Origin of the sequence: Arachidicoccus sp. (assembly GCF_050436765.1) — a bacterium.
Classification (GTDB): domain Bacteria; phylum Bacteroidota; class Bacteroidia; order Chitinophagales; family Chitinophagaceae; genus Arachidicoccus.
Genome location: NZ_JBNQGD010000363.1, coordinates 1 through 15,000 on the forward strand (window position 1 = coordinate 1; position 15,000 = coordinate 15,000).

15 protein-coding genes are annotated in these 15,000 nt (G+C 36.2%); 4 read left to right on the plus strand and 11 right to left on the minus strand.

Annotated features, from left to right (window positions below; genetic code table 11):
• Window positions 1-532 precede the first annotated feature (532 nt).
• The 7 genes from ACQR30_RS15310 to ACQR30_RS15340 form a co-directional block, all read right to left on the minus strand.
• The gene (locus ACQR30_RS15310; protein ID WP_429736630.1) at window positions 533-772 is read right to left on the minus strand and encodes a hypothetical protein; all 240 of its coding nucleotides are present in this window, start codon (window positions 770-772) and stop codon (window positions 533-535) included.
• Window positions 773-788: 16 nt separating this feature from the next.
• Window positions 789-1,934, minus strand: a complete 1,146-nt coding sequence (locus ACQR30_RS15315) for a lytic transglycosylase domain-containing protein (RefSeq protein WP_429736631.1) — start codon at window positions 1,932-1,934, stop codon at window positions 789-791.
• A 163-nt stretch (window positions 1,935-2,097) separates the two neighbouring features.
• Window positions 2,098-3,531, minus strand: coding sequence for an Asp-tRNA(Asn)/Glu-tRNA(Gln) amidotransferase subunit GatA (gatA, locus tag ACQR30_RS15320; protein ID WP_429736644.1), 1,434 nt, complete (start codon window positions 3,529-3,531; stop codon window positions 2,098-2,100).
• A 70-nt stretch (window positions 3,532-3,601) separates the two neighbouring features.
• The gene (locus ACQR30_RS15325) at window positions 3,602-3,823 is read right to left on the minus strand and encodes a Sec-independent protein translocase subunit TatA/TatB (RefSeq protein ID WP_429736632.1); all 222 of its coding nucleotides are present in this window, start codon (window positions 3,821-3,823) and stop codon (window positions 3,602-3,604) included.
• A gap of 80 nt (window positions 3,824-3,903) precedes the next feature.
• Complete coding sequence (locus ACQR30_RS15330; protein ID WP_429736633.1) at window positions 3,904-4,977, minus strand: fatty acid desaturase family protein; 1,074 nt, start codon at window positions 4,975-4,977, stop codon at window positions 3,904-3,906.
• Window positions 4,978-5,049: 72 nt separating this feature from the next.
• Window positions 5,050-5,769 (minus strand): bacillithiol biosynthesis deacetylase BshB1, encoded by a 720-nt coding sequence (gene bshB1, locus ACQR30_RS15335; protein ID WP_429736634.1) that lies wholly within the window; start codon window positions 5,767-5,769, stop codon window positions 5,050-5,052.
• Window positions 5,770-5,850: 81 nt separating this feature from the next.
• Window positions 5,851-6,504: a DUF4294 domain-containing protein gene (locus ACQR30_RS15340; protein WP_429736635.1), complete on the minus strand. Its 654-nt coding sequence runs from the start codon at window positions 6,502-6,504 to the stop codon at window positions 5,851-5,853.
• Window positions 6,505-6,589: 85 nt separating this feature from the next.
• Here ACQR30_RS15340 and holA point away from each other — a divergent pair, with 85 nt between their 5' ends.
• Window positions 6,590-7,588, plus strand: a complete 999-nt coding sequence (gene holA / locus ACQR30_RS15345) for a DNA polymerase III subunit delta (protein WP_429736636.1) — start codon at window positions 6,590-6,592, stop codon at window positions 7,586-7,588.
• A 117-nt stretch (window positions 7,589-7,705) separates the two neighbouring features.
• Here holA and ACQR30_RS15350 read toward each other — a convergent pair whose 3' ends face one another.
• The 3 genes from ACQR30_RS15350 to ACQR30_RS15360 are packed head-to-tail and all read right to left on the minus strand — an operon-like array spanning window position 7,706 to window position 11,038.
• Window positions 7,706-9,463, minus strand: a complete 1,758-nt coding sequence (locus tag ACQR30_RS15350; protein ID WP_429736637.1) for a RecQ family ATP-dependent DNA helicase — start codon at window positions 9,461-9,463, stop codon at window positions 7,706-7,708.
• The gene (locus ACQR30_RS15355) at window positions 9,460-10,032 is read right to left on the minus strand and encodes an aminotransferase class IV (protein ID WP_429736638.1); all 573 of its coding nucleotides are present in this window, start codon (window positions 10,030-10,032) and stop codon (window positions 9,460-9,462) included. The genes ACQR30_RS15350 and ACQR30_RS15355 overlap by 4 nt, the downstream gene beginning before the upstream one ends.
• 25 nt (window positions 10,033-10,057) lie before the next feature.
• Window positions 10,058-11,038 carry an aminodeoxychorismate synthase component I gene (locus ACQR30_RS15360; protein WP_429736639.1) on the minus strand — a complete coding sequence of 327 codons (981 nt, stop codon included), beginning with the start codon at window positions 11,036-11,038 and terminating at the stop codon, window positions 10,058-10,060.
• Here ACQR30_RS15360 and ACQR30_RS15365 point away from each other — a divergent pair.
• Both ACQR30_RS15365 and ACQR30_RS15370 read left to right on the plus strand, forming a co-directional pair.
• Window positions 11,023-11,631, plus strand: a complete 609-nt coding sequence (locus ACQR30_RS15365; RefSeq protein ID WP_429736640.1) for an anthranilate synthase component II — start codon at window positions 11,023-11,025, stop codon at window positions 11,629-11,631. The two genes, ACQR30_RS15360 and ACQR30_RS15365, sit on opposite strands and share 16 nt — an antisense overlap.
• 367 nt (window positions 11,632-11,998) lie before the next feature.
• Complete coding sequence (locus ACQR30_RS15370) at window positions 11,999-13,147, plus strand: TlpA family protein disulfide reductase (RefSeq protein ID WP_429736641.1); 1,149 nt, start codon at window positions 11,999-12,001, stop codon at window positions 13,145-13,147.
• A gap of 122 nt (window positions 13,148-13,269) precedes the next feature.
• Here the strand turns inward: ACQR30_RS15370 and ACQR30_RS15375 are convergent, their stop codons facing one another.
• Window positions 13,270-13,620, minus strand: coding sequence for a winged helix-turn-helix transcriptional regulator (locus ACQR30_RS15375; protein ID WP_429736642.1), 351 nt, complete (start codon window positions 13,618-13,620; stop codon window positions 13,270-13,272).
• A 76-nt stretch (window positions 13,621-13,696) separates the two neighbouring features.
• Between ACQR30_RS15375 and ACQR30_RS15380 the strand changes: the two genes are divergently transcribed.
• Window positions 13,697-14,692 carry a zinc-binding dehydrogenase gene (locus ACQR30_RS15380; protein ID WP_429736643.1) on the plus strand — a complete coding sequence of 332 codons (996 nt, stop codon included), beginning with the start codon at window positions 13,697-13,699 and terminating at the stop codon, window positions 14,690-14,692.
• Window positions 14,693-15,000 lie beyond the last annotated feature (308 nt).

Consider the following 15,000-nt stretch of genomic DNA (forward strand, 5'->3'; position numbering starts at 1 on the left):
AGCACGTTGGCTTCCAGGCACGCAGTGTGGTAGGCGGTTATTTTATGAAGGTGCTGGAAGCAAAACTTGCGCAATAAAATTATTAATCTCAACAATAACTCTCCAAATTCTGGCGCTATTTTATAGACGACATTTTAGGACTGAAATATTCTTCTGTTGGTTGGATAAACACGGCTTTTGTGAGCCCCTGCAGGTTTTTTATGTGCTTCAGATTAACTGTGGTTCAAATATCAACACATCAGAAAGATGAACCGATTGAATTAATTCCATATAATTTGAAGCACCAAAAAAACGAGGCTCAAATGGTTGGACCGGAAACTGAAGGCGAGATTACTTTTTTCAAATAATTAAAACTGCGTTGCACCAAGCAATACAAAGTTATGAATGTCGCTGCATAATCTTAGTCTATATGCGGTTGCTCGTGTGCTTACGCTTATAAAGTTTCTTGTTTATTGGCGCAATATAGAAAATCATTATAAAATGAATCTATTCATAAAAGGAATTAAAAACTTGGATAAAACCATCAATGGTTTTATCCAAGTGAACCGCCCACGGCAGTGCCAACGGGCGGGGCTTCGGAGGTCGTAGACTTACCTAACGGTAACACCTTACTCCGTTTTTGTTTAGTCTTCGAGTTAATTCCTACACCAGACAGTATTTTTAAACCTTGTTTATCGCTTACAACCATCCATCGATTTAGCGTGGATGGGTTGTAAGCTTCTTTTATAAAAAAGACCGCCCAAAAATAGGGCGGCCACAGGTTAAATTCCATAGGTTAGTGTGGAATGTTATCTGTCTATCTTTGTCCTATTTTTAGGAAGTGCTTCTTTGTTGTTGGAATCGTTGAGCAATTGATTAAAACATTGTCTCAAGATCTCATCTTTATTTTGAACAAAAGATGCTGCTTTCCCATCAGGTAAATGCATATCGTAAAACTGTCCGTCTGCTAATGCTTTATCAAAATTTGGATTGTCTTTATCAAAAACATTTTGACTTATATCCAATACCTTACAAATTGCTTCTTTATTATAAATCCCTTTTATGCGAATATTATTACTAGAAGGGTTTAATTCAACTAAATCTCCATCGAGGTCTTGCGCTTCCTCTCTTTTATATTTCTTAGTTTCCTTGGCGCTCATAGTAGTAATGCCTCCGCTACCTTCAAAGAAATAATGTGTGCTGATGAATTTTTTAACTTCATTACGCGTCTCTTGAGGGAGGTAACGCTGTACTTTCCAAAAATCGGTACTACCAGCTTTACTAATGGCACGATTCACCCCGCCTACACCGGCATTGTAAGCCGCAATTGTAAGTAGCCAATCGTGATAACGATTGTGCAAAGAGGTAAGTAACTTTGCTGCAGCTACAGTACTTTTAGCATAATCTGTGCGATAGTCGTGACCATTTTTTCTTAATCCGTAACGAACAGCCTCGTCTGGCATTAATTGCCATGGGCCTAAAGCTCCGGAACTCATGCGCATATTCTTGCTCAAACTACTTTCAATGACAGCGATATATTTTAATTGGGTGGGCAAATTATATTCTGTGAGAATTTTGTCCATCGTATTAAATATAGGCTTAGCCCACACCTTCATTTTAGTAAGGTCTGTATATTCTTTGCTTATATAATTATCTGCAAAATCCTTGACTTTATCGTTCAATGCTACTTTTACTTCAGATGGGGCAGTAGCTGTAGTAGCCGTGCTAAGTCCTTCAGTTGTCGGGTCAAGTGTTACGCCGGTTTTAGCCGGCAATAATGTTACGAATCCTTTTGGTCCTTTTTTAGCCTTAATTACCTTTTTATCTTTACCTGGAGCAGGTGCGTTGATATCTGAAAAGCTCGAAAAGGACATTATTGAAAATGCAAATGCGCCCATCATGACCATGCCAAGCACATACTTAACGCCAGTTAAGGTGAAAAAATTTTGTTGCATTTTTAATAGTGTAATCCTTGTCATCCATTCATTTTTCGTTACGAAATCAGTTTGTTTAATCTTAATAACAAAGCAAACCATTATTACATCAATACTTATGCGTTAGATGTGATAGGAACAAACAGTGCTTATAATAGGGCCAATGAAGAATATTTCTTTATAACTACCCTTTAATTTGAACCATTTGTCTTGAAAGATTTAGCAAAGGTAACTCTTTCATTTGATTTGTCATCACCTGTAAACCAAAAGGTATGCCAAGTTTGGATTTGAATAAAGGGAGTGATATCCCGGGAATACCGGCTAAGTTTGCGAAAACTGTATATATATCAGCAAGATACATCTCGGTAGCGTCGTGATTCTTTTCTGCAAATTTGAATGCTGTCGTGGGTGCTGTGGGAGAAATCAGTGCATCATAAATAGAAAAAATCTCTTGAGATTTTTGGGCAACAATTTGCCTAACTTTTTGAGCTTTAGTGAAGTAAGAGTCGTAGTATAGTGAACTTAGTACAAAACTGCCCAACATAATTCGTCTTTTTACCTCTTTACCAAAGCCGGCACTTCTATTTTTCTTATAAAAATCTGTTAAATCAGTAGTAGTTTCTTTTGTTTGTAGACCAAATTTTACGCCATCATATCGAGAAAGGTTGGTAGAGGCCTCCGCTGTCGTAAGCACATAATAAGCAGGGACAACGTAATCGAGATATTCAAAGTCAATGGGTTCTACCCTGTGACCCGCTTGTCTTAGCTTTTCTATGTAATCGTAAATGGCAGCTTTTACTTCTTCATTTAAATACGGATGCTCGAGTGTTTGTTTAATATAAGCGATTCTGTATTTTTTTTCTTGTGTAACTGCGGAGCTGTATGTTTCCACCGGTTCGTTGCGCACGGTACTGTCATAGTCGTCTTTGCCGGCAATTACTTCTAAAGTCAATGCTACATCTTCCAAGTTTTTGGAGAAAATGCCAATTTGATCAAAAGAAGAAGCATAGGCAATTAAACCATAACGAGAAACGCGGCCGTAAGAAGGTTTTAATCCGATAACCCCACAAAAGTCTGCCGGTTGTCTTACAGAACCTCCTGTGTCGCTGCCAAGGCTTATCATGCATAAACCCGCTTGGATGGCAACAGCAGAGCCTCCGGATGAGCCACCGGGAACGCGCTCATTGTCGGCATCATTTAAAACTTTGCCGAAAGCTGAATTTTCGTTACTGCTACCCATAGCAAACTCATCACAGTTCTGGCGGCCTATAATGATAGCTCCTTCAGCTAAAAGCCTTTCTACCACAGTGGCATTATATACAGCTTTGTAGTTTGTTAGAATTTTGGAGGCAGCAGAAAGTTTATGGTCTTTATAACTAATTACATCTTTAAGCCCTACAATTACGCCATGTAATTTCTTCATCTTCTGACCTTGAGCACGCTGTTCATCTAGCTTTTGGGCTTGCACCAATGCTTCATCAGCAAATACCTCTAAGAAAGCATTGAGATGCTTTTTTGTTTCTATTTGGTGTATAAAGTGTTTTACTGCTTCTACGCAAGAAGTATGATTATCTTTTAATTCTTGGTGATAAACTGCAATGGAAGTAAAGGTGAACAGGGCTTAATATTTTAAGATTCCTTCAAAGAAGGAGTGAAGAAAACGGTTTGTGCTGATAATAATCCACAGATTATTTTTCATCAACGGAAGCAGTATTTTCAGTTGATTCCTGCGCCTTATCTTTTTCTTTCATGCCATTTTCCAATTCTTTACGAACATTATCTTTAGCATCATTAAATTCTCTTACGCCCTTTCCTAAACCACGCATGAAATCTGGTATCTTTTTGCTACCAAACAGAACTAGCACGACTACTGCAATTAGTAGTATTTCTGAAAAACCTATCTCGCCCATGATTTTTATTTTATTGACAAAAGTAATTAAAAATGTGCATTTGAGTGCTAAAAACTACTGTTTAACTACTACATGGCATTCTATGCGATATGCCCCATATGTTTAAGAAAACTTATATGAGAATGTACTGCCTGATACATACGTTTATATTCGATGTAAGTGACATTATATTCTTTGCACGCCTGTTTTACAATTTTATTTATGGCCGGATAATGTACGTGAGAAATTTTGGGGAATAAATGATGTTCTACTTGAAAATTTAATCCGCCAACATACCAAGAAATAAATTTATTGCCGGTAGCAAAATTGGCGGTTGTCTTAAGCTGATGCACAGCCCACTCGTCTTCTAATTTGCCGGTAGCTTCGTTGGGAACAGGGAAAGAAGTATCCTCCACTGTATGGGCTAATTGGAATACAATGCTTAAAATAAAACCCGCTGTAAAGCTAAAAATCAGGTATCCGATAATCCATTTAGAAAATCCAATTTTTACAATCGGAATGACTATGAAAAGGCAATAATACAATGCTTTGAAGCTCCAAAACATCACGTGGTCCCTAGGTTTCATTTTCTTTAACGGGGTACTTCCTATTTTGCCAGTAAAATATTTCTTGTAATCGCTTAATAATGTCCAGTAAATGTGCAAAATGGCATAAAACATCCAAAAATATAAATGCTGAAACTTATGCATTTTGTATTTCTTTTGAGTCGCAGCCATACGTAAAAAGGGCTTAGCATCAATATCATCATCTATTCCGTCGATATTTGTATAAGCATGATGAATAACATTATGCTTCATATTCCACATAAATTGACTTGCGCCCACCACTTCGGCAGAATAAGCTGCAATTTTGTTCATTGCACTCCATTTGCTAAAACTACCGTGCCCTCCATCGTGCATTACGTTGAATCCGATCCCTGATACTAATGCGCCAATAAGCATACATAATAATACATTAAGCCAGGTGCTTTCAGGGGTGAAAAATACGGTCTGTATATAGCAATAAATTAAGGCAAGTACCAGAAATAATGCTTTAGAATAAATGCGTAGGCCGCCGGTATTTGATTTTCCGGTAGTTCGAAAATATTCATTTATTCTATGTTTTAACTCTACGTGAAAGGATGACGCAGATTTTGCAAATTTAGGAGTAGCCATTTTTATTTTTCCTTGTTAATTTTAATACCCAATAATTTTTTTAACCCAAGTTAGAATGTCTTTTTCTGCAGCTTATTTTGTGATAAACTTGTCGAATGAATTTACACCAAGTGCTTTTTGTGCTATGAATCCTTCTGCATACTCGACGCCAATTCTTTTACCAAATTCTATTGCTCTTGCCTCAATAATTTTCAAAAATTGGGGCGAAGAAATGTATGTTTGAGGTCCATTATCTATGGCATTAAATTGTGTTTTGTAACTTAATATTGATGCCGTTTTTTGTTCATATACCTGTGAAATATCAAAAATCAAATCTGGCTCTAAAAGCTCATCTTGAATATATTGATATACCTGCTTTGGTCGCCAAGCCTCTTGCAGCTCTCCTTCAAATGTTGTTTCTATCTTTAGGAGACCAGATAAGAAACTTGCATCTAATACCAATTTTGCACTTCTTCCGTGATCGGGATGTCTGTCCGAGGGTGCATTGCAAATAAGTATTTCGGGTTGGTATTTTCTGATAGCAACAATTACTTTTAAAATGTTGCTTTCATTTATTTGAAAAAAACCATCTTCCATTTGCAAATTTTCTCGCGCACTTAAGTGTAAAATAACCCCCGCCTCCGCGGCTTCCGCATCACGTGTCTCTGCCGTTCCTCTTGTTCCCAATTCACCGCGCGTGAGGTCTACTACAGCTACTTTTTTTCCTTGTTTTATCGAAGATATTATTGCGCCTCCGCAACCCAATTCCACATCATCCGGATGCACACCAAAAGCCAATATGTCAACTTTCATTTATTCGTCTTAATTAAACTAAATTAATTCATGTAAATTGGACGCAAAGTTAAGGTTTTTGCTCAAAGGGCGTATGTTAATTTAATAACCATAATACATGGCAGCTTGACGAGTAAGTATTTCAATTGATTGGTCTTCTCCGTTAGGGTCATATGTTTGTTTAAGACTTGAACCGAATATTTTGGCTACACCCTGATACAACACCGCATTAAAATCGCCCTTGTATTCATCTAAGATTTCGTAACAGTTATTACCTGTTTCACGACAAATCAATTTCATCAACACTTTGCCCTGATATACGGAAAGGTTGCGTAATTTGCTTGTAAACTCTTGTCTTAGTTCTCTTTCATGGGCTTTAATAATGGCTTTTCGTTTGCGCCTATTAGTTACCCCAGCCAATTCTCCATTTATCTTTTGAATCACCCGAGAAGCCGCTTTAGCGTATGGATAGGTAACATATACCGCATTTTTTAATCTGTTCCAGGCTTCATAATACTTCTTCCACTTGGCGTTCATTCGCGTAAATAGGTAAAGAGGCGTTAATTCACTTGTAGGGTCTTTACATCCACCGTCGCTACTGGTAAGTTCTACCCGAATAGTGTCGTATGGACTCAAACTTATTGTCTGAGCTTGCAAACCCCTGGTGAACAACAAAAATGAAATAATTGAGCAGAGTCGAAATATTTTTCTATATGTGTGCATTTGATGATAGAAATAATACATTCTATTATTCACAAAATTAAATGTAAAATATAAAATCTCGTTTTGATAAAAGTTAAATTGACTGCAAAGAAACGTTATATTCCATTACATTTGCCTCATGTCTGTAGAGAATATTATTTCGAGTTGGGAGAAAAAAAACTTCAAATCTTTATACTGGTTGGAAGGTGATGAAGGTTTTTATATAGATAAAATAATGAATTATGCAGAGCGTCACATTCTTTCGGAAAGTGAGGCCGAGTTTAATTTGACTATCTTTTATGGCCGTGACGCTAACTGGTCAGAAGTGACCAATGCATGTAAGCGATTTCCTATGTTTGCCGAACGACAGGTAGTGCTGTTGAAAGAAGCTCAATATATGAAGGATATAGCCAAAATGGAGCCCTATTTCGAAAATCCGCAGCCCTCCACTACGCTAATAATAGGGTATAAAGAAAAAAAACTGGACGCTCGCACAAAACTTGCAAAAACTGTAAAACAGAAAGGAGAACTATTTGCTTCTACCAAAATATTCGATAGTAAATTACCTGAATGGACGAATCAAATAGTAAAACAAAGAGGCTTTAGTATCAATCCCAAGGCGGTCCTTTTACTAGTGGATCATATTGGCAATGATTTGTCTAGAATTGATAATGAGGTAAACAAAATATTGATTAACCTGAATGGTCGCAAGGATATCACGGAAGAGGATATTGAAAATTATGTAGGAATTAGTAAAGAGTTTAATGTGTTTGAATTGCAAATGGCCGTTGCACAAAAGGATTTACCTAAGGCTATTCGTATTATACAATATTTTGAAAGCAATCCTAAATCGGCGCCGATACAATTGATATTGCCCGCTTTGTACAATTTCTTCAGTAAAGTTATTATTGCTTCAAGTATATCTGGTGGCGAAACGAATATTGCTTCAGCAATTGGTGTGTCGCCCTATTTTGTAAAAGATTACTTGATGGCTGCGCGAAATTATAATATACAAGCGTTAGAAATGATTTTGCTACAGTTGCATCAGTATAATTTACGAAGCATTGGTATAGATACCGTGAGTTCAACTTCCCAGGGCTCTTTGTTAAAGGAAATGGTGGTAAAAATTATTCGTTAGCACTGGTTTAGTATGCTTTTAGAATATCTATTTCAATGGCTTGTTCTTTTTGTAAATCACGTATTACTTCGTCAACATTTTTCTAACGTTAGACCATGAAGTTCTACCAATAGATGTTTATAAGTCCTTTTTTGTTGACCGAGGATTGTCAGGTGTAGATCTATGGCTGTACTTTTTTTGCCGACAATTATCGCAGGTGCCACATGAAGTTGAAGTCTCGTCACCAAAATATTGACAGATAAAGACGTTTCTGCAAATGGGGGTATGGATATAGGCAAGCATTTCTTCGATGCGTGTTACAAATATCTTTTTTCTTTTTGCATAATCACTGTGGTTGAATATCAAAAATTCTGCTGGCGCTCGATTGGTGAGATATAATATTTGTGGCGTTTCTTTTTGTGGTAAATACTTTATAACGCCGTGTTTTTGCAGCATATGCAACCCCGCGATTACTTCGGTGGCCTGGATGCGTAAAACTTTCGCAATACGTTTTTCAAATACCGATACATTTTGTGTATAGATGCCCCTATAATTACGTAAGAGGAATTTTATCAATGGATCTAGTTTGGGGTAATTTTCTTCAAAATTATATAGCCTTTCTTTATCAATAGTAAAAGTAACTTTGGATGGAAGAAAGATATTTTCGTTGAAGGAAATTAATTCGGCTTGTTCCAATGCTTTGATGGCGTATATTGTTTGCAGGGTATCTAATTTAAAATTTTTTATAAATATGTTTATATCAAAATCATAAAATCCTCCCTCACCAATGCCTACGGGTATTTGCAAAAAATCGCCCAAATGCTGATAGATTCTCTTTATCATATTGAAGGATGGAAAGCGTGTTTGTGGCAGCTGCTGCAAATCGTATAAATCTTGCTGTTGATATAACAATGCGGCGATTGCTTTTTCGCCGTTGCGGCCTGCACGGCCGGCTTCCTGATAATAATTTTCTAAACAATCTGGTGCATCATAATGTATTACGGCTTGCACATCCGGCTTGTCGATACCCATGCCAAATGCATTCGTGCAGACGATTACTTGCGTTTTATTATTTATCCAGTCTTCTTGTTTTTTGCTCCGCTGTTCTCGCAAAAGTCCACCATGATAAAAGTCTGCATTTACGTTTTTTAGACGTAGCAAAGAACTTATTTCTTTGGAGAGTCTCCTACTTTTACAATATACAATTACGCTTCCGGGCGTTTTTTGTATTATTTGTGATAGTGTATCAAGTTTGTCGTCACACTTTACAGCCGACAATGAAATATTGGGCCGTTCAAATGATTGGGTGAAAATTTCCTGATTTTTGAATAGTAGATTTTCTACAATATCTTTCTGTACCAGAGAGGTTGCAGTTGCAGTAAGTGCTATAATCGGAACAGCAGGGAAATATTCTCTCAATTGTGCAATACGCAAATAGGAAGGTCGGAAATCGTAGCCCCATTGTGAAATACAATGCGCTTCATCGACAGCTATTAAAGAAATATTCATTTCCTGTACAATCTCTTGAAAGACATATGAGCCAATGCGTTCGGGAGATATGTATAGCAGTTTATATTTTTCTGCAACTGCATCTTCCAGTATATCCAAAACTTCTTTGTTGTTTAGCCCGGAATGGATCGCACAGGCCGATATGTTTTTCTTTTCAAGGCTTTCTACCTGATCCTTCATCAAAGCGATTAGTGGTGTAATGACGATACAGATTCCTTCTAATATTAATGCGGGTACCTGAAAGCAAATTGATTTTCCTGCACCTGTTGGAAGGAGTGCCAATACGTCTTTCCCCTGCAATACTGTATTTACGATACTCTGCTGCTCTCCACGAAAGGTGTCAAGCTGCCAATATTTCTTTAATATTTCTAGAGGTGCCTGCGTCATAATGCGTGAACTTGAATCTGATTTGTATTTAATTCCCACGCATTGTCCCAATCAACCAATGCATTAAACAGACATATTTTTTGATAGAGAGAGAGTTGCTGAATAGAAATATTTTTTTCTATAATTATTTTATCTTCTATGAGTTTGCTTCGTTGTACGCCCCTTAGTAAGGGTATTTTGGGCGTGTGCCATTGAGTTCCGTTCCATAAAGCAATATTGGTAAAGGACGTTTCGGTAAGCAAATTATTTCTTACAATTAATACTTCTTCCCCTTGCTGTAAGTCTTTGACTAAGGCATTAAGTTGTTGTCGATCTTCATATTTTAAATGGTAATCTATATCGTTGCCATTCTTTAATACCAAACTATTTATTGTTCTTTGTTGATAAACACTAAATTGAATGTCGGTATTCTTTGAATCATACAGCACACGGCATTTGTAAGAGACATCCTTGTCTAAGTCGATTTCTTTGCTCCTAATTATTTTTTCTAAAGAAGGATAAATAGTTTCCCCCCAGGTCGCTATTTGCGTTTGTGCAAAACGTTGCTCATGCCATTTTATCAAAGGCATGTTGTTGTTTTTAAATAGTATTGTTTCAATAAATCGGGGCATATATTTTATCTATCATTTCTTGGTATTCGGCGCTGGGATCACTCATCGAAGTGATACCTCCGCCACTTTTAAACACCATCCCGTTTTCTGTATTTTCAATGTAGCGAATAATTACACAACTATCAATTTGTTCTCCATCAAATATTCCCCAAACGCCCGTGTAATATTTTCTATCGTGTTTTTCTGTTTGTGCTATTATTTCTAATGTTTTGGCCTTAGGTGCACCACAAATGGAACCTGCTGGTAGCAACGCTGAGAAAATCGCCCCTGGATTATTTAAAAATTGTTCACGAATATTTCCGCTTATTTTAGAACTTACGGACAATAATTCTTTTTGATTGGTTGAAATCTTTTCTATATAGCGAAAATCGTCAACGCGTACATTTTTAGCGACGATACTTAAGTCATTTCTTATCAGATCTACAATGGTAAATTGTTCGCATAGTTCCTTTTCGTTTGCCAAAATATTATCTCCAGCCTCTTCCATAGTGCCGTCAATGGTACCCTTCATAGGATAGGCATATATTTTATCATTATTAATTTGAATAAAAGGCTCCGGTGAAAAATGAGTAAAAATATCTTTATAATACAATTTATATTTTGCATGGCCCTGGCTAAATAATTCTTTCAAACTATAATTGGTCTTTATGGGGGTTGTGCAAGTGAGATTTAAAAGATAAGTGTCGCCGGCTTGGATAGCGGTTTTTACCTGTTCAAACTGCAGTTTATACGCATTTTCTGAAATAGGGTATTTTTCCCATTCCAAGATCTTATGCGGCTTTATTCCCTCTGAAATGTTTGATTTTGCAGGAGTCTTGAAAAGAATGTTTTCCTGCATCAAATCTTTTAAGGGAAGGATTTCTGTTTTACTGCACAAAAAATCTACGAGAAAGAAAAAAGGGGTTTTCTTTTCGTGTAACTCATTCATCTTACTAAAAAATAGTTCCTTTGCCTGTAAATTCATCGCTTCAAATGGGGACAAAAATATTAATAATAGACCATAATGATTCTTTTACTTACAACTTAGTGCAACTTTTGGAAGAAGCGGGCGCGCAGGAGGTTGTTGTAATGCCGGTCGCAGCGGTAAAGGAACATCAGATAAATAGCTTTGACGGCATTATTTTGTCGCCCGGACCCGGTTTACCCGGAAATTATTTGGAGAGTTTTTCGATTCTGAAAAAATACGCTGCAATTAAACCTATTTTGGGTGTATGTCTTGGGCTACAAATTATTGTAGAATTTTTTGGCGGGCAGTTGCAGAACTTAAATGTGGTGCAGCATGGTAGGCAATTAGAGATCTATAGGCAGATAGATTGCCTTTTATTTGAAGAAATGAATTTTCCTTTCAAGGTTGGATTATATCATTCCTGGGCGATGGATAAAAGTATAAATCTAGAATGTCTTCAAATAACGTCCGTTTTGAAAAATGGAACTGTAATGTCTTTACGACATAGTCTTTACAAAATATATGCTGTGCAGTTTCATCCCGAATCTTATATGACGCAACAGGGACTGCAGCTGATGAAAAATTGGCTGAAAATAGTGGAAGGTCGTTAAGGTTTTATCTTCGTAACAATTTTATCCGGTTTAAATTTTCATTAACACTGTCTGTGGATTCATTAACAATAATCGTTGAAAAAATTTTTTAGTTTGTGACTCTTATAAAGGTTTATTATAATTTTTGACACTTTGTAATCAAAAGAAACATGCGGTTTCCAAGCAAATGACAATTAAGGATAGAAACCATTATTACTTTCTGGTGTTGTCCGGTTGTTTAATTTCATCGTGATTCAATAATTGTTGGCACTCCTAATGAAACTTATTTTATTCTGGTTTTGTCTTATGTTTGTTTTTAAAAGATGGACGCTTCTAAAGCTTATTTTACATTATTTAAATATGTAACACCTTTATCCAAAATATGTATATGCTATTATTTAGACTAGTTAAAATCAATATCTTAATACTATTTTTCACATTAATTTCCAATGTTGGTACTGCACAAAAGAAAAATGAGGCTGAAACGATCCTTTACAAAGGAAATTATAATTTAATGCTGAATATCCAGAATTTGACGAATAAAATTGGCAAGTTCAAAATAGGAGATTCAGTAATAATAAATAAAGCAGAGGACAAAAACAATATAACTGTGGGGGGAATTTTAAAAGAGAATCCAAGAATGTTTATGATAAGATTTTATCCAGACACAAACAATCTCTCAAAAAAAGAATTATTAAATAAGCCTAAAGTAGAACAGTTTATTTTTTTATTGACTTCCGGATCCACTAAAATCATTGCCGATGATAGAGTGGGAAAAAATTGGCGAATAGAATCTCCTAATTCATTGCAAGTAATCTTTCGTAATTATTTCGATGTTCTATATCGCTTAGAGTCTTATAGGCTGAACAAAACTGATAATTTTGAAAAATATAGAGACAGTATTGCGAAGAACTTCCTTATCCCCCAGTTTAACAAAAACAAAAACAATTTCATTGGAGTAATTATATCCCCTGTCTTAGTAGGATATTTACACAAGGAGGAGGATTGCCATTTTTTAGATTCTGTTTATAATTGTTTAGGAGAAGGTATTAAGACTCTTCCCATAATAAAAAGAAGACTTGACAACATTAAAAAAGGGTGTAGTTATGTGGGCAGGAAGGCCCAATCTTTTACTTTAAAGGACATACAAGGGGGAAATATCTCTTTAACTGATTTTAAGGGTCACTATTTATTGATTGATTTCTGGGCTAGTTGGTGTAGTCCTTGTAGAGCACAAAACCAAGCTTTGAAGCAGATATATCAAAAATATTCGAAATTGGGTTTTAATATTCTAAGCGTTTCTACTGATGATAGAAAAAAGAGCTGGATAGATGCAGTCCAAAAGGATAAATTAAGCTGGCCTCAAGTATCCTTATTAGGTGTAAGTAAAACTTACACGGACAAATTTAGAGACGATTATTATTTTGATATGATTCCTTCTAATTTTTTGATAAGTCCTGAAGGAGTAATAATAGCAAACGATATAATACCGGAAAATCTTGACAAAAAATTGGCCGCCATTTTCAAAAAGCGGTAATGAAGGGGGATTTGTCCTAGAATAGCTTTACCTTGAATTTATCTTTGAATTTGAATGCAGTCCTAAATTTTCCAATTAAAAGTGTAGTTCTGGTAAATGTTCTCAAATGACTTGAGAGAGCATTAAATATTGTACTTTATTGCCCATTGTTTCATTGATAGTAAAACAGGTCTTAATTCTTCCCCGCTATCTGTAAGGCTGTATTCTACGTGTGGAGGAATAATTGGCTTAGCAATGCGATCAATAAGCTTGTCCGCTTCCAATTCCTTTAGGCTTTGAATGAGCATCTTTTCTGTAATTGCCGGAATTGCTTTTTTGAGCTCGCCATATCGTTTGGTACCAGTCAAAAGTTGATTAATAATAATAGGTTTCCAACGCCCGCCAATTTTGTGTAGAAAAAAGGTAACTGGACATTTTGTTGCAATGACTCGTTTATTAAGTTGATTTGTCGAAGAGTGCTTAACTGCTGACATGATACATACTTTAGGGTTAGTACTTGTTTATAAGTATGTGCAAAGATATCTTTGCAACTTAATAAAACAAAGGAAAATGAAAGCAATTAAAGTTACAGAAAACAAAACACTTGATTTAGTTGAATTAGCTAAACCAGATAAAGTATCCGCGGGTCATGTAATCATTAAAATGCTTGCCTGTGGAATCAATGCAGGCGACAGTGCTTTTATCAATGGTGTATTTCCGAAAGGATCAATTCCAGAAAGCCAACATAACCTGGCTGGTGTATCGGGGGTGGGAACGGTTGTGTCCGTTGGAAAAGATGTGCCCGAAATTTACGAAGGAAAGAATGTAACCGTTTATCGTTCATTAAAATTTAGCGAAGACATTATAGGCACCTGGAGTGAATATGCGCAATTACATTATTTGCAATGTGCTATCATTCCGGATCATTTAAATATGGAAGATTATTCGGGTTCTCTGGTAAATATTATTACGCCTTATGCTTTTTTTAAACAAATTATCGAAGAAGGTCACAAAGGTATTATTGCAACTGCTGGGACTTCGGCCACCGGAATTGCTATATTAGGTATTTGTCAGCAGTATAAATTTCCGATAATCTCAATAGCCAGGAACGAAGAAAGTAAAAGAGCGTTGGAAGAACTTGGTGCGGAAAATATTCTTGTTCAAAGTGATGTCGATTTTAAAAAGCAGCTGAAAGAAACGGCACAAACTTTTAACGCAACCGCGGTTTTTGATGGTGTTGGCGGATCGATCTTGAATAATATCGTTGATGTGATTCCTTTTAATTCTACAATTTTCTCCTATGGATATCTTGGCGGACAAATACCCTTTTCATTTCACACTAGTTTATTGATGAGAGGCATTACAATAAAGGCTTTTAGTAATTTTAATAGCCCAACTGTTCAAAACGCAGGGAAATTAGAAAAAGCTCTTGGAGAAATTGGAGCTATAATTGCTCTGCCACATTTTAAAACTAAAATCGGCAAGCGTTTTAGCATGAAAGAAATAAATGAAGCACTTACTTTCGCTTCAGGGCGGGCCAGCGGAAAAGCAATATTAATCTTATAAGAAGATAATAGCTTGATCGTTATTGAAAATAGCACTGGGAGACAGCGCGAACAAAAAACCGGTATTGAATGGTAGGGAAATTGATATTGCTGGAAACATTTGCTAGTCAATCTAAAAGCGTGTTTAACCTGTCACTCAAACACGTCCTATAAAAGTAAAAAAATATTTTCTGCAAAAAGGGAAATAAAAAATAAATATTCATCTTGGCCGCTAAGACACAAACAGGAACTAAAGAGCAGGAAAAGATTACCATCTATCGGGGAGTCACAGGCATTTTATTGCGCGTTTTATCCAAATAAATCACTACT

Coding starts and splice junctions, on each gene's coding strand:
- bshB1 (WP_429736634.1), bottom strand. CDS start 5,769: ATGAAAGTTGACATATTGGCTTTTGGTGTGCATCCGGATGATGTGGAA.
- ACQR30_RS15325 (WP_429736632.1), bottom strand. CDS start 3,823: ATGGGCGAGATAGGTTTTTCAGAAATACTACTAATTGCAGTAGTCGTG.
- holA (WP_429736636.1), top strand. CDS start 6,590: ATGTCTGTAGAGAATATTATTTCGAGTTGGGAGAAAAAAAACTTCAAA.
- ACQR30_RS15315 (WP_429736631.1), bottom strand. CDS start 1,934: ATGCAACAAAATTTTTTCACCTTAACTGGCGTTAAGTATGTGCTTGGC.
- ACQR30_RS15355 (WP_429736638.1), bottom strand. CDS start 10,032: ATGCCTTTGATAAAATGGCATGAGCAACGTTTTGCACAAACGCAAATA.
- ACQR30_RS15350 (WP_429736637.1), bottom strand. CDS start 9,463: ATGACGCAGGCACCTCTAGAAATATTAAAGAAATATTGGCAGCTTGAC.
- ACQR30_RS15370 (WP_429736641.1), top strand. CDS start 11,999: ATGCTATTATTTAGACTAGTTAAAATCAATATCTTAATACTATTTTTC.
- ACQR30_RS15375 (WP_429736642.1), bottom strand. CDS start 13,620: ATGTCAGCAGTTAAGCACTCTTCGACAAATCAACTTAATAAACGAGTC.
- ACQR30_RS15360 (WP_429736639.1), bottom strand. CDS start 11,038: ATGAATTTACAGGCAAAGGAACTATTTTTTAGTAAGATGAATGAGTTA.
- ACQR30_RS15330 (WP_429736633.1), bottom strand. CDS start 4,977: ATGGCTACTCCTAAATTTGCAAAATCTGCGTCATCCTTTCACGTAGAG.
- ACQR30_RS15380 (WP_429736643.1), top strand. CDS start 13,697: ATGAAAGCAATTAAAGTTACAGAAAACAAAACACTTGATTTAGTTGAA.
- ACQR30_RS15310 (WP_429736630.1), bottom strand. CDS start 772: ATGGAATTTAACCTGTGGCCGCCCTATTTTTGGGCGGTCTTTTTTATA.